The sequence below is a fragment of the Sphingomonas sp. DBB INV C78 genome (assembly GCF_042693015.1).
GTDB lineage: Bacteria > Pseudomonadota > Alphaproteobacteria > Sphingomonadales > Sphingomonadaceae > Sphingomonas_E.
In genome coordinates, this window is the sequence record NZ_CP170544.1 from 4,360,463 (window position 1) to 4,385,878 (window position 25,416).

At 66.4% G+C, this 25,416-nt stretch carries 16 protein-coding genes, 1 tRNA gene and 1 pseudogene; 8 read left to right on the plus strand and 10 right to left on the minus strand.

From position 1 onward, the window contains the following. Positions 1-13: 13 nt before the first annotated feature. The 4 genes from ACFB49_RS20780 to ACFB49_RS20795 all read right to left on the minus strand — a co-directional run bounded on the left by ACFB49_RS20780 (position 14) and on the right by ACFB49_RS20795 (position 5,874). Entirely contained in the window at positions 14-781 is a 768-nt protein-coding gene (locus ACFB49_RS20780) for a class I SAM-dependent methyltransferase (RefSeq protein WP_380873420.1), read from the minus strand. Beyond that, positions 778-1,905, minus strand: coding sequence for a peptide chain release factor 2 (gene prfB, locus ACFB49_RS20785; protein ID WP_380873422.1), 1,128 nt, complete (start codon positions 1,903-1,905; stop codon positions 778-780). Before prfB ends, ACFB49_RS20780 begins: the two co-directional genes overlap by 4 nt. Before the next feature lie 110 nt (positions 1,906-2,015). Further along, positions 2,016-4,514: a penicillin-binding protein 1A gene (locus ACFB49_RS20790; RefSeq protein WP_380873425.1), complete on the minus strand. Its 2,499-nt coding sequence runs from the start codon at positions 4,512-4,514 to the stop codon at positions 2,016-2,018. A 49-nt stretch (positions 4,515-4,563) separates the two neighbouring features. After that, positions 4,564-5,874 carry an N-acetylmuramoyl-L-alanine amidase gene (locus ACFB49_RS20795; RefSeq protein WP_380873426.1) on the minus strand — a complete coding sequence of 437 codons (1,311 nt, stop codon included), beginning with the start codon at positions 5,872-5,874 and terminating at the stop codon, positions 4,564-4,566. A 451-nt stretch (positions 5,875-6,325) separates the two neighbouring features. Here ACFB49_RS20795 and ACFB49_RS20800 point away from each other — a divergent pair, with 451 nt between their 5' ends. From ACFB49_RS20800 to ACFB49_RS20810, 3 genes are all read left to right on the plus strand, one after another. After that, positions 6,326-8,914 carry a ribonuclease E/G gene (locus ACFB49_RS20800; protein ID WP_380873428.1) on the plus strand — a complete coding sequence of 863 codons (2,589 nt, stop codon included), beginning with the start codon at positions 6,326-6,328 and terminating at the stop codon, positions 8,912-8,914. Between the two features lie 123 nt (positions 8,915-9,037). Next, entirely contained in the window at positions 9,038-10,429 is a 1,392-nt protein-coding gene (locus ACFB49_RS20805; RefSeq protein WP_380873429.1) for a M48 family metalloprotease, read from the plus strand. Between the two features lie 49 nt (positions 10,430-10,478). Then, positions 10,479-11,198, plus strand: coding sequence for a DsbA family protein (locus ACFB49_RS20810; protein ID WP_380873430.1), 720 nt, complete (start codon positions 10,479-10,481; stop codon positions 11,196-11,198). 17 nt (positions 11,199-11,215) lie between these two features. Here the strand turns inward: ACFB49_RS20810 and ACFB49_RS20815 are convergent, their stop codons facing one another. From ACFB49_RS20815 to ACFB49_RS20825, 3 genes are all read right to left on the minus strand, one after another. Further along, positions 11,216-12,028, minus strand: coding sequence for a hypothetical protein (locus ACFB49_RS20815; protein ID WP_380873431.1), 813 nt, complete (start codon positions 12,026-12,028; stop codon positions 11,216-11,218). 87 nt (positions 12,029-12,115) lie between these two features. Further along, positions 12,116-12,811 carry an RlmE family RNA methyltransferase gene (locus ACFB49_RS20820; protein WP_380873432.1) on the minus strand — a complete coding sequence of 232 codons (696 nt, stop codon included), beginning with the start codon at positions 12,809-12,811 and terminating at the stop codon, positions 12,116-12,118. Positions 12,812-12,821: 10 nt separating this feature from the next. Continuing rightward, the gene (locus ACFB49_RS20825) at positions 12,822-13,871 is read right to left on the minus strand and encodes a Ppx/GppA phosphatase family protein (protein ID WP_380873433.1); all 1,050 of its coding nucleotides are present in this window, start codon (positions 13,869-13,871) and stop codon (positions 12,822-12,824) included. A gap of 150 nt (positions 13,872-14,021) precedes the next feature. On the opposite strand from ACFB49_RS20825, the gene ACFB49_RS20830 reads away from it, so the two are divergent. Both ACFB49_RS20830 and ACFB49_RS20835 read left to right on the plus strand, forming a co-directional pair. Further along, positions 14,022-14,095, plus strand: a tRNA-Gln gene (locus ACFB49_RS20830). 138 nt (positions 14,096-14,233) lie between these two features. After that, on the plus strand, positions 14,234-14,407 hold the full coding sequence (locus ACFB49_RS20835) for a hypothetical protein (protein WP_380873434.1): 174 nt from the start codon (positions 14,234-14,236) through the stop codon (positions 14,405-14,407). Positions 14,408-14,514: 107 nt separating this feature from the next. On the opposite strand, the gene ACFB49_RS20840 is transcribed toward ACFB49_RS20835, so the two are convergent. Together ACFB49_RS20840 and ACFB49_RS20845 are read right to left on the minus strand one after the other, a co-directional pair. Continuing rightward, positions 14,515-15,348, minus strand: a complete 834-nt coding sequence (locus tag ACFB49_RS20840; protein ID WP_380873436.1) for a hypothetical protein — start codon at positions 15,346-15,348, stop codon at positions 14,515-14,517. 67 nt (positions 15,349-15,415) lie between these two features. After that, positions 15,416-16,816, minus strand: coding sequence for a glycosyl transferase family protein (locus ACFB49_RS20845; RefSeq protein ID WP_380873437.1), 1,401 nt, complete (start codon positions 16,814-16,816; stop codon positions 15,416-15,418). Between the two features lie 149 nt (positions 16,817-16,965). Between ACFB49_RS20845 and ACFB49_RS20850 the strand changes: the two genes are divergently transcribed. The 3 genes and pseudogenes from ACFB49_RS20850 to ACFB49_RS20860 all read left to right on the plus strand — a co-directional run bounded on the left by ACFB49_RS20850 (position 16,966) and on the right by ACFB49_RS20860 (position 25,292). Then, on the plus strand, positions 16,966-22,701 hold the full coding sequence (locus ACFB49_RS20850; protein ID WP_380873440.1) for an alpha-2-macroglobulin: 5,736 nt from the start codon (positions 16,966-16,968) through the stop codon (positions 22,699-22,701). A 1-nt stretch (position 22,702) separates the two neighbouring features. Next, on the plus strand, positions 22,703-24,835 hold the full coding sequence (pbpC, locus tag ACFB49_RS20855; RefSeq protein ID WP_380873442.1) for a penicillin-binding protein 1C: 2,133 nt from the start codon (positions 22,703-22,705) through the stop codon (positions 24,833-24,835). Positions 24,836-24,971: 136 nt separating this feature from the next. Continuing rightward, a pseudogene (locus ACFB49_RS20860) lies at positions 24,972-25,292 on the plus strand (GIY-YIG nuclease family protein). On the opposite strand, the gene ACFB49_RS20865 reads toward ACFB49_RS20860, so the two are convergent. Beyond that, positions 25,233-25,403 (minus strand): hypothetical protein, encoded by a 171-nt coding sequence (locus tag ACFB49_RS20865; RefSeq protein ID WP_380880145.1) that lies wholly within the window; start codon positions 25,401-25,403, stop codon positions 25,233-25,235. The pseudogene ACFB49_RS20860 and the gene ACFB49_RS20865 sit on opposite strands and share 60 nt — an antisense overlap. Positions 25,404-25,416 lie beyond the last annotated feature (13 nt).

Consider the following 25,416-nt stretch of genomic DNA (forward strand, 5'->3'; position numbering starts at 1 on the left):
TGGCGTGTGCCGCCTACTGATCGTGCGGGTTGGCGGACTTTTGCTGGGCCGCGGTCGCGGCCGCCGGGGTCAAGACGCACGCCTTGATCGCGCTGGGCTCGGGCCTCGGGCCTTTGGCTTCGTACAAAGCGAGATAGCCGCCGGCCTGCGGCATCATCATCTGCTGAACCAGCGAGTAGCCGACAGCCCGCATCTCGCAGTCGAGCAAGGCGGGCGGTGTGCCATGATCGGTGGTCGGTCGATCCGAATCGACGACGACGACGCGGCCGCCGGGGCGCAGCGCCGGGCGCATCCGCCACAGGAACTCATAAGGCGCGCCGATCTCGTGATACATATGGACCAGGAAGATGCGGTCGAAGCTCGATTCCGGCAGCTTGGGATCGGCCGGCTCGCCCAGCCGCACGCTGACATTGTCGAGCGATTCGCGGTTCACGCGTTCGGCCAGCGCATCGCGGACTTCGGGCACGATGTCTTCGGCAAGCACGCGCCCGTCCTCGCCGACGCGAGCGGCAAGGCGGATGGTGTAATAGCCTTCGCCGGCGCCGATATCGGCCACCGTCATGCCACGGGCGACGCCCGATCGGGTCATCACATTATCCGCTTCGCGCAGGCGATCGCGCGCCTCCTCGGTCGAGTAGCGGTTGGAAACGATCGGCGCGACGGGCCGATGTGCGGCCGGAAAATCGCTGCTTTCGACTTCGGCATCGCTCTTGGGCGCAGCCGGAGTGCAGGCCGCGAGCGCGGCCGCCAGCACCAACCCGGCGAGCGCCCGCAACGTCACTCGACGTCCTCGACCTCGACCTTCTCGCCGGTCACGCGCTGCGACAGCGCCGCCGCCATGAACGGATCGAGTTCGCCGTCGAGCACATCGGATGGCGCGGTGGAGGTTACGCCGGTGCGGAGATCCTTCACCAGCTGATAGGGCTGGAGGACATAGGAGCGGATCTGGTGACCCCAGCCGATCTCGGTCTTGGCCTCATAGCCGGCGGTCGCCTCCGCCTCGCGCTTCTGCAACTCCTGCTCGTAGAGACGGGCCTTGAGCTGCTTCATCGCTTCGGCGCGATTCTTGTGCTGCGAACGCTGGTTCTGGCAGGCGACGATGATCCCGGTCGGGATATGCGTGATGCGCACCGCCGAATCGGTGGTGTTGACGTGCTGACCGCCCGCGCCGGAGGCCCGGTAGGTGTCGATCTTGAGATCCTTGTCGAGCACCTCGATGTCGATATCGTCGTCGACCTCCGGGTAAACCCAGACAGAAGCGAAGCTGGTGTGGCGACGCGCTGCCGAATCATAGGGGCTGATGCGGACGAGGCGGTGGACGCCGCTTTCGGTCTTGGCGTGGCCATAGGCATTCTCGCCGCGAATCATCAGCGTGGCGGACTTGATGCCCGCCTGCTCGCCGGCGTGATAGTCAACAAGCTCGACCTTCATGCCGTGGCGTTCCGCCCAGCGCGCATACATGCGCTGGAGCATGCCGGCCCAATCCTGGCTTTCGGTGCCGCCGGCGCCGGCATTGACCTCGATATAGGCATTGTTGGCGTCGGCCTCGCCGGCGAGCAAGGCCTGCACCTTGTCATGCTCGGCCCGTTCGGCGAGCGCGGCCAATGCGGCGACGCCGTCATCGACGAGGGCGCTGTCGCCCTCGGCCTCGGCCATCTCCATCAGTTCGATCGTGTCGCTGAGCTCGGTCGCGATCGCGCGGGTGGCGCTGATCGCCTCATCCAGACGACGGCGTTCGCGCATCACCTCCTGCGCGGCCTTGGGATCGTCCCAGAGCTTGGGATCCTCGACGCGGTTGTTGAGCTCGTCGAGCCGGCGCAGCGCGCGATCCCAATCGAGAAAGCGGCGCAGCAGAGCTAGCGCGTCGTTGATCTTGTCGGCGTGAGCTTGCGCTTCGGCGCGCATTTTACTGTCTCCGGTTCAATTCGTCATTCCGGCGGCGAGGAGCTAACGGCCTCCAGGACGCAGGAGATCCCGGCCTGCGCCGGGATAGATAGGGTCTCGTTCTGGCGGACCTAGTAAATCCCGCCCTCTCTTTGCAAGAAATCGCTGTCGGCGCTGCGCGCGGTGCGGCGCGTCTCGTCGGCGCGCTTGGCGATTTCCTCGCGACGGATGGTGCGGCGCGGTTCGCTCTCGGGCTTGAAGGCCTCCCAGATGATCGCCGCCTTGGGTTCCGACGTCGGCCAGCCGGCGAAGATCTTGCGGCCCGATTTGCGATCGATGCGAACCATGCGGATGCCCGGCGGCGCGCGGAACGGCATGACCGGCATATCCTTCATCGCGGTCTGCGCGAACTGGCGGAAGATCGGTGCGGCGACGGTGCCGCCCTGTGCATAGCCGCCAAGCGAGCGGGGCTGATCATAACCGAGATAGACGCCTGCCACGAGATCAGCCGATCCGCCGACGAACCAGACATTGGTGGGACCGGTCGACGTGCCCGTCTTGCCGAACAGCGGCCGGCCGAGATCGCGCAGGATGGTGGCGGTGCCGCGCTGCACCACGCCTTCGAGAATATGGACCGTCTGATAGGCGGTCATCGCGTCCATCACCTGCTTGCCGCGGGGCTTGGGCCGCGGCATCGCACCGCCATTATAGTCCTTGGCGTTGCAGCCTTCGCAGGGGCGGCTGTCGGCGCGCCAGATCGTCTTGCCGCTGCGATCCTGGATATAGTCGATCAGCGTTGGCTTAAGTTCGCGGCCATTATTGGCGAGCATCGCATAGGCATTGGTGAGCTTGAGGACCGTGGTGTCGCCGGCGCCGAGCGAGATGGCGAGAACGGCGGGATAATTGCCGATGCCCATCGCCGACGCGGTCTTCACCACCTTGTCCATGCCGGTCTGGCTGGCGGCGCGCACCGTCATCAGGTTACGCGATTGTTCGACGCCCCAGCGCATCGTCTGCGGGCCGGCATTGCCGCCGGAGAAGTTGCGGAAGCATTTGTTGCCGAGCCTGGCGGACTGGTAGACGCAGAAGGGGCCGTCGACGATGGTCGAGGCCGGTGTCATCCCGGCGTCGAGCGCCGCGGCATAAACGAACGGCTTGAAGCTCGATCCCGGTTGGCGGAGCGCCTGGGTGGCCCGGTTGAAAGAGGAGCCGCGGACATCGAAGCCGCCCTGCATCGCGAGGACGCGGCCATTGTGCGGATCTTCCGCAACGAACCCGCCCGAGACGGCCGGGATGTTGCGTAGCACATAGCTGGTGCCCTCGCGCTTCACGACGATGACGTCGCCGGGCACCATGAAATCGAATGCCTGCCCGCCGACGCCGCGCTTGGGCATGGATGCGGCGCCGGCGTACATCGTGCCGGTCGATCCATCGACGAAGCCGATCTCCGCACTGCCCGCCGTTTTCGAAAGGATGACCGCAGCGCGCCAGTCGGCATAGCCGGTGCCGACGCGGGCACCCGCCAGGCGGCCCTGCCAGCCGTCGCCCAGGCCGATCTTGGTGACCGGGCCGCTCCAGCCCTTGCCGCGATCATAGCGGACGAGGCCGTCGCGAAGCGCGGTTTCTGCGGCTTCCTGCACCTTCGGATCGATTGAGGTGCGGACCCACAGGCCGCCCGAATAGACGCTATGCGGGCTGTCCTTGGCGCTTTCGCCATAACGCTCGATCAGCTCGCGGCGGACTTCTTCCATGAAGTAGCCGCCGATGTCGCGACGGACGACGGCAGCGCGCTTGACCGTGCCGAGCGGCGCGGCAGAGGCCTCGGCTCGCTGCGCTTCGGTGATCCAGCCATTTTCCTTCATCTGCCCGAGCACATAATCGCGCCGTTCGAGTGCGCGGGTGGCGAAGCGATCGGGATTATAATTGGCCGGCGCCTTCGGCAGGATCGCCAGATAGGCCATTTCGGGCAGGCTGAGCTGATCGACATCCTTGTCGAAATAGGCGCGCGCGGCCGATTGCACGCCATAGGCGTTCCGGCCGAGGAAGATCTGGTTGAGATAAAGTTCCAGAATTTGCTGCTTGGTCAGCGCCTGCTCGATCCGATAGGCGAGGATCATCTCCTTGATCTTGCGGGTCGGCGAATATTCGTCGCCGAGCAGGAGATTCTTGGCGACCTGCTGGGTGATCGTCGATCCGCCCCGGGCGCGCTCGCCTGATCCGAACTTCGAAGCATAATCGATCACCGCGCCAGCAAGGCCGGTCAGATCGACGCCGCTGTGCGAGAAGAAGGTCTTGTCCTCGGCCGCCAGGAAGGCATGGATTAGCTGCTGCGGATATTCGTCATAGGCAAGCTCAACGCGGCGCTCGCGCGCGAAGCTGTGGACGGGCGCGCCGTTGACGTCGCGAACATTGGTCGGGAGCGGCGGCTCATAGGCAAGAAGCTGATCGGCATCGGGCAAGCCGCGCGCGAAGATCAGCCAGATTGCGAGCCACAGGATCAGCAACGCGCTGACGAAATAGCTCGCCCAGCGGACGATTCGCTGTTGCCACAGCGCGCGGATGGTCGGGCCGATGCCGTCGCTGGCGCGCCGCAGCTTCATGTGCAGGTTCTCGGCCGGCGTGTCTTCCATTGTCACGGCCATCTAGCAGGTTGGCGCGGCATTGCCAGCCGTCAGGCGATCAGTTGCTCGCCAAACGCCGTGCGAAGTGCAGTTCGATCGCCCGGCGGACGCCCTCTGCGACATCGCGCTGGTAGCTTTTGGAGAAGAGCAGCTTCGCATCCTCCTCGTTGGAGATGTAGCCGGTTTCCAGGAGGACTGAGGGAACATCCGGGGCTTTCAGCACGATCAGGCCGGCGAAGCGGTGATATTCGTTCTTGAACGGCACCTTGGCCGCCATTTCCCGCTGCAGCAATGTCGCGAAATCCGCCGAGATGTTCATCGTTTCGCGCTGGGCGAGATCGAAGAGGATCGAGGAGACATCCTCATTCTCGCCGCCGAGATTAACCCCGTTGAGCACGTCGGCGCGATTCTCGCGCGCCGCCACCGCAGCGGCCACGCGGTCCGACGCCACTTCGGACAATGTGTAGATGGTGGCGCCGCGCGCGGCCGAATTCGGGGCGCTGTCGGCATGAACCGAAATGAACAGGTCCGCACCCAGCCGCCGCGCGATCTCGCGCCGCTCGCCGAGTACCAGGAAGCGATCGCGGTCGCGGGTCATTGCCACTTTAACGCGGCCCGAATCCACCAGCGCATCGCGAATGGCGAGCGCGATGGCGAGCGCAGCATCCTTTTCCTTGCGCCCGTCGGTGGCCATCGACCCCGGATCGTGGCCGCCATGGCCGGCGTCGATCACCACCAGCGGCCGGCCCGTTCCCTTCGCGCCGGTGACTGGCGGCAGCGGCGGGCCATTGCTGCTGCCCGCCCGTTCGAGCGGCACGCGCACGGCCGAGCGATCGGCCCGCTTGGGCGCCGCAGCGCGCACCGCCACCGGCGGCAGGAAGGCCTTGCGCTTGGCATCGATGCTGCGGGCGAAGGCGGCTTCGGTCGCACCGGCGACTTCGATCACCAGCGATCGGCCGTCGGTGGAAAAGCCGCCGTTGCGGACGAGCGCCGGGCCGTTGAGATCCAGCACCACGCGCGCGGTATCGGGATTGAACTGCGCCTGGCGGACGGCAGCGACATAGCCGCCGGCCTTGCCGCCGCTGCCGGCATGCGCGCCGACGATGTCGATCGCGATGCGCCGCGGGCCATCGAGCGTGAAGACGGATGCGCGCTCGACCGGGCCGTCGAAGCGCAGCGTTATGCTGTCGCCGACGATTTCCACGCCACGGATAGACGCGGCATCGATGGGCACGGTGACGAACATTGCGAGCGCGGCGAGACAGGCGACACGCAGCCATGCGGAAATCGAACCGCCTTCGCCCTCATCTTGTGGCGGGCCCGATCGACCCAATATTCGGCCAAGGCCCTGCGCAAAGCGCGAGATCATGTCTGTAGCCGCCCCGTAGCGCGTCGATATCCACAGTGAAGCATAAGGACTAACAGTTCGTTTACCAAAGATATCGATATTGCCGACTCGGCGGGACGTTCGGGTTGCTACCCGGCCATGCAGGTGCTAGCAGCGAAATATCCGCGCGGCTGCCCTGTTCATAGGGCGCGCGGGCCAGGACGCCGCAATTTTTGCGGCCGCCATCTAGGTTGACGCTGCATGAGTCATGATTTCCCGAACCTTCGCTGCACCGTGGAAGGTGCCGGCGTGCGGGTTCGGGGCGGGTTTTCGGCGCGCAGTGCCGGACATGCCCGTGCAGCGGACGCACAGCTTTTCGTTTTCAACCGGGCGCTCTGGCGCGGCTTCGACATGATGCCGCCGCCTGCGCCCCTTTCATATCGCGCGCCGCGCCGTGGACATTCGGACAGCGGACGCGCCCGGAGACTAATAAATGACAATGCGCATGCTGATCGACGCGCGCCACCGGGAAGAAACCCGCGTCGCGGTCGTCAAGGGAAACCGCATCGAGGAATTTGATTTCGAGTCCGCGGAGCGGAAGCAACTCAAGGGCAATATCTATCTGGCCAAGGTGACGCGCGTAGAGCCGTCGCTGCAGGCGGCCTTCGTTGATTATGGCGGCAACCGCCACGGCTTCCTGGCCTTCTCCGAAATCCACCCCGATTATTATCAGATCCCCAAGGAGGATCGCGAGGCGCTGCTCCGCGAGGAAGCCGAGCATGCTGCCGAGGAAGAAGCGCTGCGTCAGCGGGAAGAGGCTGACGACGACCATCACGACGATGATGATCATCATGACGACGATCATCATGACGATGCCGGCAATGGCGATGGCGAAGAGGGCGAGGATGCTCCGCGCCGCAAGCCGAGCAGCGCCGGCGGCGGTGACGAGAATGCGGTGGAGGCGTTGCGCGCCAAGCGCATGAACCTGCGCCGCCGCTACAAGATCCAGGACGTGATCCGCCGCCGCCAGGTGCTGCTGGTCCAGGTCGTCAAGGAAGAGCGCGGCAACAAGGGTGCGGCGCTGACCACCTATCTTTCGCTCGCCGGTCGCTATTGCGTGCTGATGCCCAACACCGCGCATGGCGGCGGGATCAGCCGCAAGATTTCGAACGCGGCTGATCGCAAGCGGCTGAAGTCGATCATGACCGAGCTGAACCTGCCGCGCACGATGGGCTGCATCGTCCGCACCGCGGGGCTCCAGCGCACCAAGACCGAGATCAAGCGCGATTTCGATTATCTCGCCCGGCTGTGGGACGAGATTCGGGAGAACACGCTGCAATCCGAGGCGCCGGCTCTGGTCTATGGCGACAGCGATCTGATCAAGCGGGCGATCCGCGACATCTATAATCGCGACATCGATGAAGTGATCGTCGAGGGCGAGGAGGGGTATCGCCAGGCGCGCAGCTTCATGAAGCTGCTGATGCCGAGCCACACCAAGAAGATCGTAGCCTATAGCGACGCCGTGCCGCTGTTCCAGCGCTTTGGCGTCGAGGATCAGCTTGCGGCGATGTACCAGCCGATCGTGCAGCTCAAGTCGGGCGGCTATCTGGTCATCAACCCGACCGAGGCGCTGGTTTCGATCGACATCAACTCCGGCCGGTCGACGCGCGAGCATAATATCGAGCAGACTGCGCTCAACACCAACCTTGAGGCGGCGAACGAGATTGCGCGCCAGCTTCGCCTGCGCGACATGGCCGGTCTGGTCGTGATCGACTTCATCGACATGGAGTCGAACTCGAACAACCGTAAGGTCGAGAAGGCGATGAAGGAGTCGCTGAAGAACGATCGCGCCCGCATCCAGGTGGGTCGCATCTCCAGCTTCGGCCTGTTCGAAATGAGCCGTCAGCGCCTGCGCACCGGCGTGCTCGAAGCTTCCACGCGCCAGTGCCCGCATTGCGAGGGCACCGGGCTGGTGCGCACCGCATCGTCGGCAGGCCTGTCGGCGCTGCGTATGCTGGAGGATGAGGCCGCGCGTGGTCGTGGTTCGCGGTTGGTGCTGCGTGCCAGCCAGGAAGCGTCGCTTTATGTGCTCAACCGCAAGCGGGCCGAGATCAGCGAGATTGAGGAACGCTATGGCGTCTTGATCGAAATCCTGTCGGATGGCTCGCTGGAAGGTGCGCGCATGACGGTGGAATCGTCAGGCCCGCCGCCGATGCATGCCCCGCGCCTGCCCCAGCCGATCGCCATCGAACCCGAGGATGATGACATCTTCGAAGACGAGGACGAGGAAGAAGAGGAAGAGCAGGCCGAGGCTCGCGAAAGCCAGGACGGCGAAAGCGAAGGCGATCGCGAAGAGCGCGGCCGCCGTCGCCGTCGCCGTCGTCGTCGTGGGGGCCGTCGTGAAGAGGGCGATGCCGCTCCGCGCGAACAGGCTGCTGACGAGCCTGGCGCCGAGGAAGAAGACGAGGCTGAGGCCGTCGAAGCCGCGGAAGAGACGGCGGCTCAGCCGGAAGCCGATCGCGAGGAAAATGGCGAAGCTCGTCGTCGTCGCGGTCGTCGCGGTCGTCGCGGCGGTCGCCGCCGTAACGGCGAGGAATCGACCACGGGCGAGGCCGAGGCTGCCGAGACTGCGGCGGAAACACCAGCGGTCTCTGAGCCCGAAGTTGCGCCGGTAGCGGCCGAGGAAGAGGACGCGCCCGCCAAGACGCGTGCGCGCCGCCGTCCTCGTGCCCGCAAGGAGCCGGAGGTCGTCGAGGCCGAAACCAAGACCAAGGCCAAGCCGCGGACCAAGAAGGTCGAGCCCGCCGCAGCGCCCGCTCCGGTTGCGGAGGAAGCACCGGCAGAGAAGCCCAAGCGCACGCGCCGCAAGGCAGCGCCGAAGCTGGAGGTAGTCCAGACCGAAGCGCCGGCTCCCGTCGTCGAGGAGGAGGCTGCGCCCAAGCCGCGTCGCCGCGCCCGCGCCAAAGCCGCGGCCGCTCCGGCCGAGACCGCTATGGTCGAGACGTCGGCCGCACCCGAGCCGGTTGCGGACGAAGCGTCTGGGCCGCGTCGCGGCTGGTGGCAGCGGACCTTCGGGAACTGAGCTGAGGGCGGCCACCCATTGCGACAGGTGGGACGGAGGCGCTATGCGCTTTCCGTCGCATCTGTCGCGACAGGTGGCCGCCTTTCATCGCGGGTTCAGATGCGCGGGCAGAGGAATGCCCTGATGCGCCGGTCCGTTGGCTTTGCTTCGATCAAACCCGCCGCGCTCATGCGCTGGTTGATCGCGATCATCCTGTCCATATCCCTGCTTGCGCGGCCGGCGCTGGCGCAATCGATCTTGCGCGACGCCGAGACCGAGGCGCTGCTCAACGATATGTCCCGCCCCTTGATCGAGGCGGCCGGGCTTAGGCCTGAAAATGTTCAGGTCGTGCTGATCGGCGACCCGGAGATCAACGCCTTCGTCGCCGGCGGGCAGATCGTCTACATCCATTCCGGCCTGATCACCCAGGCGGACAATGCCAATCAGGTGCAGGGCGTGATCGCCCACGAACTCGGCCATATCACTGGCGGCCATATCGTTCGCATTTCCGAAGGTGCCAAGGCGGCGAGCGGTATCAGCATGCTTTCGCTGTTGCTGGGCGCCGCGGCGATCGCGATGGGGGCCGGCGAGGCGGGCATGGGCATCCTCTCCGCGGGCCAGCAGGCGGCGATGGGCAAATTCCTAGCCTTTTCGCGCACCCAGGAAGCCTCGGCCGATGCTGCCGGTGCTAGCTTCCTCAGCAAGGCCGGAATTTCGGGCCGCGGCTCGCTCGAGATGTTCGGTAAGTTCCGTCAGATGGAATATCGCTATTCCTCGAGTTACGCCGAAACCGATCCCTATATGCAGACCCACCCGATGTCCGCCGACCGCTATGAGCGCCTGGAGGCGGACTATAAGGCCGATCCGGCCTGGGCTAAGAAAACCGACCCGGTGCTCGAAGCGCGGTTCCAGCGAATCAAGGGCAAGCTCATCGGCTTCATGGATGAGCCCAAGGTCACGCTCAACAAATATCCCGAAACCGACACGACCGTCCCGGCGACCTATGCCCGGGCTTATGCCTGGCATAAAGCCGCTTATCCCGACAAGGCGGTGGCCGAAGTCGACAAGCTTGTCGCGTCTGCCCCCCACGATCCATATTTCCTGGAGCTCAAGGGCCAGATCCTGCTGGAGTCCGGCCAACCCAAGGCAGCGATAGCGCCGCTGCGCGAAGCGGTCGACCGCACCCGCAGTTCACCGCTGATCGCGTCCCTGCTGGGCCATGCGCTGATCGCGACCGAAGATCCGGCCAATTTTGCCGAGGCGCGCACCGTGCTGCGCAACGCGGTCGCGCGGGATAATGACAATCCCTTTGCCTGGTATCAGCTCGGCATCGTCTACAGCCAGGAAGGCGATGTGGCCCGTGCCGCACTGGCCACGGCGGAGCGCTATTCGATGATCGGTCAGCCGCAGCTTGCGCTCGCCAATGCGGAGACCGCGATGCGCGGTATTCCGCAGGGCACGCCAGATTATGTCCGCGCCGAAGATATCGCATTGACATCGCGACAGACGATGGAAGATCGGAGGAAGAAACGGTGACCGTTGAAGGGGCCTCGGTGCCGTGACTGCAAATAAGAAGGGATATTGGGTGGCTGGCATCATTGGTGCGGTGGCCGGCGGGGCAGCAATCGCGCTCGTCGCCATGCAGGGTACGACAGCGCCAATCGGGGCCAGGGACAAGGCGGCGATCGAGGCGATCGTGCGCGAATATATCCTCGCCCATCCCGAAATCATTCCTGAGGCGATCGACAAGCTGCAAGGCCGGCGCACGGCCGAGTTGATCAACGCCAATCGCAAGGCGCTCGAAACGCCATTCGCCGGTGGCTGGGCCGGCGCGCGCGATGGCGATGTCGTGCTCGTCGAATTCTTCGATTATTCCTGCGGTTATTGCCGCCAAAGCGTGGCCGACGTTGATCGGCTGATCAAGGAAGACCCCAAGCTCAAGGTCGTGTTCCGCGAACTGCCGATCCTGGGCGACGCCAGCGACGCCGCGGCCAAGGTGAGCCTTTCGGCCGCGCGACAGGGCGCATTCTATCCCTTTCACCTGAAACTTTATGCCGCCGGCCGGCCGACACCGGCCACGATCGCGCGGGTGCAGAAGGAAGTCGGGCTCGATCCCGCCAAGGTGGCGGCGGACGACAAGGCGGCTGACATCCAAGCCGAGATCGAGGCGAATATCGAGATGGCGCGGGGGCTGCAGCTAAGCGGCACGCCGGCCTTCGTCGTGGGCAATCAGTTGCTGCCCGGGGCTGTCGGCTATGACGCGCTCAAGAAAGCGATCGCCGAAGCTCGCGCCGCCAAGCGCTGACGATCAGATCCTAGGAATCAGGCGAAGTCCGCTAGTCGAAAGAAACCGTCCGCGTCCCAATCATCGGGCTGGAGCGTGATGCTGCGCGATGGCGGCAGGTGCCAGAGCAGGCATTCGCAAAAATATTGCGCTTCGCCTTCATCGGCGAAGCTGGCGAGCGTGCGATTGACGACGAGCGATCGCGTCGGCCGCATCTTCCCGCTCATCATTAGCATGATGCGCGGATCGGCCATGTCCCATCGATCCGCAAGGTGGCGTATCAAGCCGCGCGCGGCGCGTGGCGACAGAAAATCGGCGGAAGGTGCAGCCGTGAGTATCTCCTCACCCCGGCCCAGCGTCACCCGGCCGCTGCCGTCACCTTGTTCGGCAATGTCCTGCGGGTCGCCGCGCCAATCCCCAAACTGGATCAGGCTCTGCAGCACGCCCATCGACATCACATAACTGGGCTGATCGGCATCCGGGTGCCGGAACAGCGCCACGCCCATGGCCTTCTCGATGCAAGGGTCGGTGAGGTTGGCCAGCGAATTGCTGTCGAACACCGATCCTGGCGCGGGGATATCGAGTCGCATGTAGCGGAAACCGTCCGGGCCGATGAAGGGGCCGGGCGCGGGCAACTGGATAGATGCGTTCCACACCGTGGCGAAGTAGGCATCCACCCACGCATGATCCCGCGCCTCGTGGGGCGTGTCGACCAGGTCGACAAGGCGCGAGGTGAGCGAGAGATCGAACATGCGGTCCCGGTCCACCACGAACGGCGCGGTGCGCGACGGCGCCGACGATTGCGCCGGCTCTGCTGGCTTGCGCGCAAGGAGGCGACGGAACAGATCCACGGATAGCAAAGATATCGCAAAATCATTCGCACGACATCACCCGATTGCGGTATCGAAACGATATCGGAAATCAAAATCGCAAAAGCGCTAAGTGGTGATTTCTACTTCGCTTTCGGCCTTGGGCTGCGCTTTGAAGCCTTGAGCGATGACATACCATTCGGACGAATCCTTGCGGCTGGCCGGCGGCTTGGCATGTTTGACGGTCGTGAACATGCGTTTCAATTCCGCAACCAGATCATTGTCGGCGCCGCCAGCCAGAACCTTGGCGACATAGGCACCACCGGGTTTCAGCACGTCGGCGCAGAATGCGCAGCCGGCTTCGACCAGCGCCATCGTCCGCAAATGATCGGTCTGAGGATGACCGACGGTGTTGGCGGCCATATCGGATAGTACGAGATCCGCTGGCCCGCCCAGCGCCTCGGCCAGCCGTTGCGGTGCATCGTCGTCCATGAAATCCATCTGCAGGATGGTGACGCCGTCGATGGGATCGACTGGCAGCAGATCGATGCCGACGATGGCCGCCTTGGGCGCGATCTTGCGGACGACCTGACTCCAACCGCCGGGGGCGATGCCGAGATCGATGACGCGCGTGACGCCCTTCAGCAACTGGAACCGCTCGTCGAGTTCCATCAACTTGTAGGCCGCGCGCGATCGATAGCCCTCCGCCTTGGCGCGGCGGACATAGGGGTCGTTGAGCTGACGCGCGAGCCAGCGCGTTGACGACGCCGTTCGTCCACGCCCGGTCTTGACCCGTTGACGGCCGCCAGATCCACCTCGGCTCACTGCAAAATCCTCATGCGCGGCCGCCCTCACGCGCCATCAGCGAACGCAAGATGCCTTCGCGAATGCCGCGATCCGCGACGCCTAGCCGTTCGGCGGGCCAGATGTCGATGATCGCTTCGAGGATCGCGCAGCCTGCGACGACCAGATCCGCCCGCTCGGTGCCGATGCACGGCAGTTCGGCCCGTTCGGCGATCGACATGGCGGATAGCCGCTGGCTGATGTCGCGCATCGCCCCGGCCGGAACGATCAGGCCATCGATCGCGCGGCGATCATAGGTCGCAAGGCCCAGATGGACGCTGGCGAGCGTCGTCACCGTGCCGCTGGTACCGAGCAGGCGGGTGGGCATGTGGTTGCTGCCGGTCAGCGTCCCGGCAAAGGGCTCGAAAGCTGTGGCGACCCGATCGCGCATCCGCTGATAGGCGGCAAGCCGGGCATCGCGGTCGACCCAGTCATGCGGTTCGCTTTCGGTGAGCGAGACCACACCCCAGGGGGCCGAAAACCAGTCAATCACCCGCGGCGTGCCGCCCGCCGGATCGATCAGCACCAGCTCGGTCGATCCGCCGCCAATGTCGAAGATCAGCGCGGGACCGTCGCCTGGTTCCAGCAAAGCATGGCAGCCGAGCACGGCCAGACGCGCCTCCTGTTCGGCCGTGATGATGTCGAGGGCGATGCCCGTCTCGCGATAGACGCGCTGGACGAACTCGCGGCCGTTGGTGGCGCGGCGGCAGGCTTCGGTGGCCACCGACCGGACCAGCGTGACCTGCCGACGTTGAAGCTTGTCCGCGCAAATGGACAGGGCCGCGACCGCCCGGTCCATCGCCGTGTCGCTCAGCCGGCCGGTTGCGGCCAGCCCTTCGCCCAACCGCACGATCCGCGAGAACGCATCGACGACAACAAATCCGTCATCCGAAGGCCGCGCGATGAGAAGCCGGCAATTATTGGTTCCGAGATCCAGCGCCGCATATGTGCGGCGGTGAAACCGCCTTTGGGACGCCGGTGGGGCCGCTGGCCGCGAATAGGCTCCGCGTTGCGGCGCTGCCGCTTCGGGCTGCTGCGCCATGAACATTCACTCTTATCTTTCCGGTCGGGCCGATGCCGCCGGGACTTGAGGCAGAGACTATCGGCACATCGCTTCGACAGCAAGGCCGTCGCCCATGCAGGTCAGGCGTTGACAGCGCGCGGGGCCGCTTCTATCTGGCGCGCCTGCCGTTGCCCCGTCGTCTAATGGTAAGACTACGGATTCTGATTCCGTCTATCGAGGTTCGAATCCTCGCGGGGCATCCATTCCCAGCAGTTTGCATTGGTCGGAAACCGGCCAGGCACCCAACTTCCGCCCGTTTCGTGTTGGCATCGAGCCTGTTGCCGATATTATGCGGCTCCGGGCGGCGCGGCGCGCTGCGTGGCCGAGTAGAGGAGAAGATGATGTCCGAATCCGAATCCACGACGGGGAAGGCGAAACCTGCGGCCAAGAACCGTAAGGCACCGCTCATCTCTCCGGCGGCTGGTGTCGGCGTCGGCGTTGCCATCGGATCAGCCGCCATCGTCGCGGCTCTGCTCTACGCCAATCGTTCCAAGAAAACCGACAAGAAGGCCTGATTCGCCTCAGAAATCGCTGGCGAGCGTCAGCGCGACGCTCGATCCTGGATCGGCATCGCCGGCGATGCGGATGCGCCCTTCAATCGCTGCGCTCATTGTCGTGCCGGCTACCGGCAGGCTGATGGCTGCGCGTGGACCGATATCGAACCGCTCAACGCCGGGCTGGGCTCCACCCCATGCGCCCACGCCGAGGCGCAGCGCGGTCGATGGGCCAATGTCGCGGCGATGGACAAGGCGCAACGCGCCGTCGGTGAAGAAGTCGGCCGAATGTCCGCCGACAGGCCGGCCTGGCCATAACCGTCCAGCTCGATATTCTCGCCGACCTCCCGCCAAAATCCCCCCGCCGCATAAGCCGACCAAGCATTGCGCCCGCGGCCGCCGATATCGAAGCGGCGCTCGACCGACAGCCTCAGCGGTTGGCCGGGCAGCGGATAGAAATCCAGGCCGGCCGCGGCTTCCGCGCCGCTCGTATCGTCGAGCGGGGTGTAGATGCGCGCCGCCAGCGCGAAGCGGGTGGGGCCGGCGCGATTCAGCCGCCAGGCGATGCGCGCGCCGGCTTGGCCGCCGCCGAGCTGGCCGCCCGCCGCTAGTGCATCCGTGCCACCCTTCCGGGCGAAGAGATAGAAATTGCCGGACCAGCGAGACGGCGATGTGCCGCTCGCGGGAGATGGCGGCAGGACGGGGGCGGGCAGATCGACGGGTGGGGGGACGCCGTGGTTGTGGGTCTGGTTGATACTGGAATCGGGGTGGAGAGGTGGATAGTCGTTGTTGGATTGGTGACATGGGCCAACAGCAGGGGGGGCACCGGCTTGTTGGATTCGATGGCAATTACCGGGGCCGAGCGGAGTGAAGGCAGAGGGGCGTGCAGCGAATTTGGCCGTTCGGCGGCGGCGGGCGAGGGCAGTACCACGCTTTGCCGGGCGGCATCGGGCAACAGCCACCAGATGCGGCCGCCGATCCACAGGGCGCCCACCATGGCGAGGAAGCGAATCGGCGGCGTCGCGAGCTTCATCGCGCGTCCTCGGCGGGGAAGAGATGGTGGGTTTTGTCCCAGCGGGCGACCGCTTTGGGATCGCGCAAATAGACGAACAAAGCGCGGCGGGCGGCCAGGATCGCGATGATGTTGCCGACGATCATCCTGAGCGGAGCGAGGGTGGCGGCGCGCGGCCCATACATTAGGTGGACCATCCAGCACCGCATCGCGATCCGCCAGCCGAGCAGGCCGAGATTGATGAGGCACAAGGTCCGCAGCAGCGGATCGATCGGCGCGATGGGCCGCCCGGTCGCAAGAGAATGCGCCAGCGCCGCCGCCCACAGCAGCATCGCCGCATAAGCGGCGACCAGCACCAGCGCGGCCAGAATCGCGCGGCGATCGCGCAGGCGCATCCAGCGCTCGGCCGCCCCACCGCGCCAGCCGAGCCGATCCCATCCGGCAAGGGCGATGCCGGTCAGCCAGCGCGCCTTCTGGCGGACAGCGGCATGGATCGTCGCGGGGAAATAAGCGCGCACCGCAACTAGCGAACCGCCCGCGATCGCCGGCAGGCGGACGAACACGCCGCGACCGCCGAACTCCGCCAGCCGCAACCCCAACTCATAATCCTCGGTCACGCTATCGGCATCGAAGGGCAGGCCGCCGCGGGCGTCGGCGATGCGTTCCAGCGCGCTGCGGGAAATGGCGCAGCCGACGCCGGCGGAGGGCATGGCGGCGCCCAGGGCTTCGCGCACAACCAGTTGCTTGCCATGGGCTTCCGCGAACTCATCACAATAATGGCCGCTGATCAGGGGCGATCCGGGCACGACCAGCGGCATCACCGGCAACTGGACGAGATCGAAGCGCTCGATCAGCCGGTCGAACACCCTTAGCTCGGCGGGGTGGACGACATCTTCGGCATCATGGAGGGTGATCGCCTTGAAGCGGACGCCGGTGGCGGCTTCCTCGCGCAGCATCGCCTGCCACAGCCGGTTGAGGCATTCGGCCTTGGTGGTCGGGCCGGAAAGCTCGCCCCGCACCAGCCGGACCATATCGCCGCGCGCATAATGGGACTGCACAGAGGCTACCGCGCTGATCGTCGCGGGATCATTGGGATAGGTGCCGACGAAAATGCGATAATCGTCATGATCCAGCCGGTCGAGCGCGTGGCGCAGCATGGCGCCGATCACATCGCCCTCGTCCCAGGCGCCGATGAAGATGGCGATGCGGCCCGGATGATCGGCGGGCGGCAGCGTCGTGGCGTTGGCTGGCGGGTGGCGGCGATAGACCGTCAATCGCCGGATCGCCGATCGAAACAGCCAAAGCAGGTCCATGGCGAGATCGTCGATCCCACCGATCAGCAAGCCGATCGCCGCGAACAGCGTGGCTTCCCGCAGCGCTCCATCGAGCAGCCACGATAATAGTCCAGGACCCGGCATCCCCCCGAAACCCCCTGTGGCCCAGAATGTCGCTTTGTCCTTTTCTGTGCAAGTGTCTTGCATCGCCCGAAATTACTTGGGATCGATTGGGCTGGATTCCGTCGGTGCAAGGCGGCACCTTCGTGGCGACGGGATGAAGGAGCGGGTCGATGCGGCATTTCGGAATGCGCTGGATGGCGCTGCTCCTGACGCTGGCGCCGGTCGCCGCGTTCAGCGACACCGCTCCGCAGGTGGTGATGGCGACGCCCGGCATAAGCGGAGGCGCGGTCGAGCGCTTCACTGTCCGTTTTTCGGAGCCGATGGTGCCGTTGGGCGATCCCCGCGCGGCTGGCCCGTTCACGGTCGCCTGCCCCGTCGCCGGCACGGGGCGCTGGATCGACCAGGCGACCTATGTCCATGAATTCGAAAAATCGCTTCCTGGCGGCATATCCTGCAGCTTCGACCTGCGCGACGGGCTGAAGACGCAGCGCGGCGCGGGTCTTGGCGGGCAGCAGCGCTTCACCGTCGACACCGGCGGCCCGACCGCGCGGGCGGTGCTGCCGTCGCGTTATGGCGGCGATGTCGCGGAGGACCAGATCTTCCTGGTCGCCGCCAATGTCGTGCCCGATCGCGCTTCGGTGGCCGAGGCCGCTTATTGCGCGGTCGACGGGATCGGCGAGAAGATCGCGGTCGATCTGCTGCCGCCGGCAACGGTGGGCGATATCATCGAAGGCATCGGCACGGATCGCTATCAGGCGCAGAATTTCCTGTCCGAAGCGGGGTTGCCGCAGGCATTGCCCCCCAAGGGGCGTGAGCGGGCGACGGCCTTGCAGAGCGTGGTCGCGCTCAAATGCCGCCGTCCGCTGCCACCCGGCCGCGACATGGCCTTGGTGTGGGGGGCCGGCGTGCGCGGCCCCGGCGGGCGAACCGCGGGCGCCGACCAGCGTTTCGACTTCACCGTGCGCAAGGCGTTCGAGGCGCGCTTCGAATGTTCGCGCGTCAACCCCGCCGCCGGTTGCAGCCCGATCGAACCGGCCACTGTGCGCTTCACCGCGCCGATCGCGCGGGCGGCGGCGGAGGGCATTCGCCTGCGTCTGGCTGACGGCACCGAGTTCAAGCCGGAGATTGCCGACAAGAGCGCGCAACAGGTCAATCTGGTGAGCTTCAAGGGGCCGATCCCCGAATCCTCGACCGGCCAGATATTGATGCCCGAGCGGCTGGTCGACGATAGCGGCCGCCCCCTGGTCAATGCCGCGCGCTTCCCGCTCGACGTGCGTTTCGATGCCGCACCGCCTTTGGTGAAGTTCGCCGCGCCCTTCGGCATTCTCGAGGCAAAGGAAGGCGGCGTGCTGCCCGTCACGGTGCGCAATGTCGAACCGGCGCTGCAGGGCCGCACGCTCGGCGTCGGCGGCAAGGTCGCGCGGATCACCGACGACGACAAGGCGGTGGCCGAATGGCTGCGCACGCTCGACGATGCCGACGACAATGATTTCCGCGAGGAAGGCCAGGGCAAGGAGAAGGTGACGGTCAACCATACCGGCGCCACCCCGATCCTGACCAAGGTTGCCGATGCCACGCCGCTGAAGGTCGCGCTGCCGGGCAAGGGGCGCCAGTTCGAAGTCGTCGGCATTCCGCTCGCCAAGCCCGGTTTCTATGTCGTCGAGCTGGCCAGCCCGAAGCTCGGCCGCGCGCTGCTCGGCCGCGATGCGCCGCGTTATGTCGCGGCCGGTGCGCTGGTCACCAATCTCGCCGTCCATTTCAAATGGGGGCGGGAAGCGTCGATGGCCTGGGTGACGGCGCTCGACAGCGGCCAGCCGGTGGGCGCGGCCGATGTGCGCGTGACCGACAGTTGCACGGGCCGGCTGCTCGCCGAGGGGCGCAGCGATGCGCGCGGCCGGCTCGCCATCCGTGGCCTGCCGCAGCCCGAAACCTATGGCGAGTGCGATGAGGGCGCATCGCATCCATTGATGGTGTCGGCGCGTAAAGGTGGCGATTTCAGCTTCACCCTGACCGAATGGGCCAAGGGCATCCGCCCCTATGATTTCGACCTGCCTTATGGCTGGGAGGAGCGGGCCGACATCTTCCACACCGTGTTCGACCGCAGCCTGATGAAGGCGGGCGAGACGGTGCATATGAAGCATATCCTGCGCCGCCCGGTCGCGGCGGGCTTCACCTTCGCCGGCAAGCTCGACGGCACGTTGCGGTTGAGCCATCGCGGTTCCGACACGCAGTTCGATTTGCCGCTGAACGTCGGCGCGGACGGTATCGGCGAAACCGAGTGGACGGCACCCACGGGGGCGCCGCAGGGTGACTATGACCTGTCGATCGTTGCGGGCGAGGAGACGATCTTCACCAGCCAGTCGATCCGCGTCGACGAATATCGCCTGCCGACGATGCGCGCGACGATCACAGGCCCCAAGGACAAGCCGGTGCGGCCGAAGCTGCTGCCGCTGGACCTGTTCGTCGGCTATCTTTCCGGCGGCGGCGCATCGAATATGGGCGTCACCGTCCGCACCGCTTTCTCCATCGACGAAAGTGCGCCGAAGGGCTGGGAAGGCTGGAGCTTCGGCGGCGCGGCGATCGAGGAGGGCGTGAAGCCGCTCGACGGCGATGGCGAGGAGATTGGCGCGGCCAACCTGCCCGCCAGCCAGTTGCTGCCCGTCACGCTCGACGCGCAAGGCGCCGCCCGCACCAGCATCGAGATGCCGCAGGCGATCGACCAGGCGACATTGGTTGCGGTCGAGATGGATTATCAGGACGCCAATGGCGAGGTGCTGACGGCGACGCGCTGGATTCCGGTCTACCCCGCCGCGATCCGCGTCGGCATCAAGACCGACGGCTGGCTGATGAAGGAGGATGATCTGCGCCTCAAGATGGTCGTGCTCGATCATCAGGGGCGCCCCGTCACCGGCCGGCGCGTGAAGATGGAGCTTTACAGTCGGGAGATATTGTCGGCGCGGCGGCGGTTGATCGGCGGCTTCTACGCCTATGACAATAATGCGCGGACGACGCGGATCGATGCATCCTGCTCCACCGATACCGACAGCCTGGGCCTGGCCGAGTGCAAGATCGATCCGGGTGTTTCGGGCGAAGTCTATGCGGTCGCCACCGTCACCGATGATGACGGCAATGTCAGCCGCGCAGTGCGATCGGTGTGGCTGGCGGGTGATGAGGATTGGTGGTTCGGCGGGGACAATGGCGACCGCATGGACCTCGTCCCCGAGCGGCTGGATTACAAAGCCGACGAGACCGCCCGCTTCCAGGTGCGCATGCCGTTCCGCGAGGCGACCGCGCTGGTGACGATCGAGCGCGAGGGGGTGATCGGCAGCTTCGTGACCACGCTATCGGGCAAGGACCCGGTGATCGAGGTGCCTCTGCAGGGCTATTATGCGCCGGACATCTATGTATCGGTGCTGGCGGTGCGCGGGCGGGTCGGCGGGTTCAGGCTGTGGCTGGCCAATCTGGCGCGGGACTGGGGGCTGCCCTTTTTCAGTCAGGATGGCGCGAAGCCAACTGCGCTCGTCGATCTCGCCAAGCCCAGCTTCCGCATGGGCGTGGCCAAGATCAATGTCGGGTGGGAGGCGAACCAGCTTGCCGTCGACGTGAAGGCCGATCGCGAGAAATATGCGGTGCGTGACGTCGCGCAGGTCGCCGTGCAGGTGAGGGACGGCAAGGGGGCGGCGCCCAGATCGGCCGAGATCGCCTTTGCCGCGGTGGACGAGGCCTTGCTCCAGCTTTCGCCCAACCGGAGCTGGGATCTGATCGACGCGATGATGGGTGAGCGCCCGCTTTCGGTGCTGACCTCGACCGCGCAGATGCAGGTGGTCGGCAAGCGCCATTATGGCCGCAAGGCAGTGGCGGCCGGCGGTGGCGGTGGCGGCGATCTATCGGCCGTCAACCGCGAGGATTTCCGGCCGGTGCTGCTGTGGAAGGGACGCGTGCCGCTCGATGCGCAGGGACGGGCGAAGGTGGCGGTGCCGCTCAGCGATTCGCTCTCCTCGTTCAAGCTCGTCGCGATCGCGACGGCAGGCGCCGACCGGTTCGGCACCGGCATGGCCACCGTCCGGACGGCGCAGGATCTGTCGCTCTATGCGGGATTGCCGCCGCTGGTGCGGGAGGGTGATTTCTACGGGGCGAGCTTCACGCTGCGCAACGGATCGGACAAGCCGATGACGGTGACGGCGAGTGCCGAGGTTTCGCCGCGGATCGGCACGGCGCGGCCGCTGACTGTCACCATCCCCGCCGGCAGCGCGGCGCCGGTGACGTGGAACCTGCCGGCGCCGCACGGCATCGGCCGCCTGTCCTGGACGGTGACGGCGCGCTCGTCGGACGGCCGTGCGGTGGACAAGCTGACAGCGCAGCAGGAAGTGACGCCTGCCGTGCCGCTGGAAACCTGGGCGGCGACGCTTGCCCGGGTCGGCCCACAGACCAGCATCATGCTGGCGCCACCGGCCGGCGCGCTGCCGGGGCGTGGCGAAGTGTCGATCCGGTTGAGCGACAGTCTGGCCCCTCCGCTCGATGGGGTGCGACGTTACATGGCGGCTTACCCCTATGATTGCTTCGAGCAGCGGCTGTCCAAGGCGGTCGCGACCGGGGACGGTGCCGCCTGGGAGCGGCTGGCGGGCGAAATTCCGGCCTATCTCGATGACAACGGCCTGCTCCGTTACTTCCCGGTGGCGAGCATGGAGGGGAGTGAGGCGCTGACGGCCTATGCGCTGCACATCACCGCCGAGGCAGGCTATCCAGTGCCCGCATCCGCCAAGGCGCGCATGGTCGAGGCGCTGAAGGCGGTGGTCGATGGCCGCGTGGCGAGCGCGGGGCAGGGCACCGGCGATCGCCGCTTCCTCCGCCTCGCGGCACTGGCGGCGCTGGCGCGCAACGGGGCGGCGACCCCGGCGATGCTCGGCCAGATCGGCCTGCTCCCCGCCGACATGCCGACGTCCGCGTTGGCCGACTGGCTGGTCGCGATCGACGGGACCGGCGGCAATGCCGGGCTGCGATCGGCGGCGGAACAGGTGCTGCGATCGCGCCTCATCTATGAAGGGTCGCGGCTTGATCTCGTCGATGGCGGTTCGGCGCCATGGTGGATGATGACGAGCGGCGACGAGATGGCGATCCGCGCGCTGCTGGGCGTGCTCGGCCGGCCCGACTGGCAGGAGGAAACGCCGCGGATGATGGTCGGCGTGGCGCTCCGCCAGCGGCGGGGAAGCTGGGACACGACGCCGGCCAATGCCTGGGGGCTGGTCGCCGCCAGGCGCTTCGCCGCGCTCTATCCGCCGGGCGCGGTGGCGGGGACGACCACAGCGACGCTTGGGCCTGTCACTCGCCGCCAGAGCTGGCCGCAACCGACCGACGCGCCGCTGCTGCGCCTGCCGCTGCCATCGGCGCGCACGCCGCTGCTGCTGGCCCAGAGCGGCGGGGCGGGGCCATGGGCGCAGGTCTCGCTCACCGCTGCAGTCCCGCTCCGCCAGCCCTTGTTCGCCGGCTATCGCATCGAGAAAGCGGTGACGGTGATCCAGCAGCGGGTGAAAGGGCGGCTGACGCGCGGCGACGTGCTGAAGGTCAGGATCAGCGTCGACGCTACGGCCGAGCGCAACTGGGTGGTGGTGAGCGACCCGATTCCGGCGGGCGCGACGATCGTCGGCAATCTCGGCGGGCAATCGCAGCAACTGGCCGATCAGGCGTCGGGCGGGGAGGGCGTGCAGCCGGCTTATGTCGGGCGCGGGCTGGATGCGTGGCGCGGCTATTTCGATTGGGTGCCGCGCGGGCGCTTCACCGTCGAATATGCGGTGCGGCTGAACGGCGTCGGCACCTTCCAGTTGCCGCCGACGCGGGTGGAGGCGATGTATTCGCCCGATATTCGGGGCGCGATCCCCAACCGGCCGGTGACGGTGGCGCTGAGGTGACATGGTGGACCTGCGCCGCCACCTGACCGGCATCAATATCCTGCTTGGCGGCGTGCTGACTGTCGCGCTGGCGCTGTTCGGCCTGTGGCTGCTGACCTTGCCGCCGGCGATGCCGAGCTATGCCGAGGTGCGGCAGACCTATCGGCCGAGCGAGGCATGGTTGCGCGATCGCGAAGGCCGCCTGCTCGATGCCGAGCGGGTGGATTTCCAGGTGCGGCGGCTGGCCTGGACCGATCTCGACGCGATCGCGCCTGTCCTCCGCGAAACCGTGGTCGCGGCCGAGGATCGGCGCTTCGCCGGGCATGGCGGCGTCGACTGGTGGGCATTGGGCGGCAGTGTGCGCGACCGGCTTTCGGGCAAGCGACCGCGCGGCGCATCGACACTGACGATGCAGCTTGCGGCCTTCCTTGCCCCGGAGCTCGCCCGGCCCGGTGCGCGGAGCTGGCGTGACAAATTGCGGCAGATGCGCGCTGCGCAGGTGCTCGAACAGGGCTGGTCGAAGGACCAGATCCTTGAAGCCTATTTCAATCTCTCCGGCTTCCGCGGCGAGGCGCAGGGGGTGGGGGCTGCGGCGCTTACCTTGTTCGGCAAGGCCCCGTCCGCGCTGTCGCCCGATGACGCGCTGCTGATGGCCGCTTTGCTCCCCTCGCCGCAGGCCAGCGCGGCAGAGGTGGCACGGCGGGCCTGCGCGATCGGCCGACGTAGCGATTGCCTGTCGCTGCAATCAGCCGCCGTCGCGATGTTGGGGCCGGCGCGGCGGCTGGCGCTCGATCCCGGCCTCGCCCCGCATCTCGCCGCCAAGCTGCTGCGCGAGCCGGGCGTGACGGTGATGACGACACTCGATGCCAACACGCAGCGCATCGCGGCGATGGCGCTCACCCGCCAGCTTCGCGGGCTGGGGCCGTCGCGGGCGCGCGATGGCGCGGTGGTGGTGGTCGACAATCGATCGGGCGATGTGCTGGCCTATGTCGGCGGGGTCGGCGGGTCATCGACGGCGGCGTCGGTCGATGGCGCGGATGCCTATCGCCAGGCGGGATCGACCTTGAAGCCCTTCCTCTATGCCCAGGCGATGGAGAAAGGCTGGTTCACGCCCGCCTCGATCATCGACGATTCGCCGGTGCAGCTCGACACCGCCTCCGGCCTTTACGTCCCGCAAAATTATGATCGCAGTTTCAAGGGACTGGTTTCGGCACGCACCGCGCTGGCGGGATCGCTCAACGTGCCCGCGGTTCGCACGCTTCTGCTGACCGGCGTCGAGCCGTTCCGCGACCGGCTGGTTTCGTCGGGCTATCGCGGGCTGACCGAGGATGGCGATTATTACGGCTTCAGCCTTGCGCTGGGGTCGGCCGAAGTGACTCTGCTCGAACAGGCCAATGCCTATCGCACGCTGGCCAATGGCGGGCACTTCACGCCGCTGCGCATCAAGGCTGATGATCCGGCCGCCGCGGCACGCGCGGTCTTCACGCCGCAGGCCGCGTTCATGGTGGCGGACATGATGGCCGATCCCGGCGCGCGGGCGGTGACCTTCGGGTTGGACAGCGCGTTGCGGCTGCCATTCTGGGCGGCGGTCAAGACGGGCACGTCCAAGGCGATGCGCGACAATTGGTGCATTGGCTTTTCCGATCGTTTCACCGTCGCGGTGTGGGTCGGCAATCTGGAAGGCGATCCGATGGTCGACGTATCGGGCACCAGCGGCGCCGCGCCGGTGTGGCGTGAGATCATGCTGACCTTGCATCGCGATCGGCCGGGTAGGTCGCCCGCGCCACCGCCGGGGCTGGTGCGGCAGCGGATCAGCTTTGCCAGGGGCGTCGAACCCGCGCGCATGGAATGGTTCCTGAAGGGCACGGCGCAACCGATGCTGGCCGCCGCCCCGCCCGAGGCGCGCCGCCCGCGCATCGTCGATCCGGTGCCCGGCACCGTCTATGCGATCGACCCCGACATACCGATGGACCGCCAGCGCGTCCGCATCGCCACCAAGGGGGCGACCCTGGGGCATCGGCTGCTGCTCGATCGGCGCGATCTGGGGTCGGCGGACGGCCAGCCTCTGGTGCTGGTGGGGCCGGGCGAGCACCGGTTGCTGCTGGTGGATCTTTCCGGCCGCGCAGTTGATCGGGTGCTGTTCAGCGTGCGGTGAAGGCGGATATTGGCAGTATCCGCCGCATTGCTGACTGTCGGGACACGCGGACATTGCGGACGCCGTCGACGATACGAACGCCCCTCGTCACCCCGGACGTGTTCCGGGGTCCACCGTGCAGCACACATCAGCATTGATGATCGAGCGACAGCCTTGCGTCTATATCCTCGCCAGCGCCTTTAACGGAACGCTGTATGTCGGCGTAACCGCCGATCTCCTTCGCCGTGTCGCCCAGCATCGTGAAGGCATGTTTGACGGCTTCACCAAGCGATATGGCATCAAATGCCTGGTCTATTGGGAGGCGGCAGGCACGATGGAGGCTGCGATCCTGCGCGAGAAGCAGATCAAGCGCTGGCGGCGGGACTGAAAACGGAACCTGATCGCACGGGACAATCCCTCATGGAATGATCTGGCTGTAGCGTTCGGGTTGGAACCTCTGGCCGCGTCGCCCGCGTGACGGTGGACCCCGGAACAAGTCCGGGGTGACGAAGAGCGGATATCCGCTATCCCCGACATAGCCGAGGTTCGGCTGCCCGGCGCGGCTGCTCGAAACCTGACGGTTGTTCACCAGTGGAATTTCT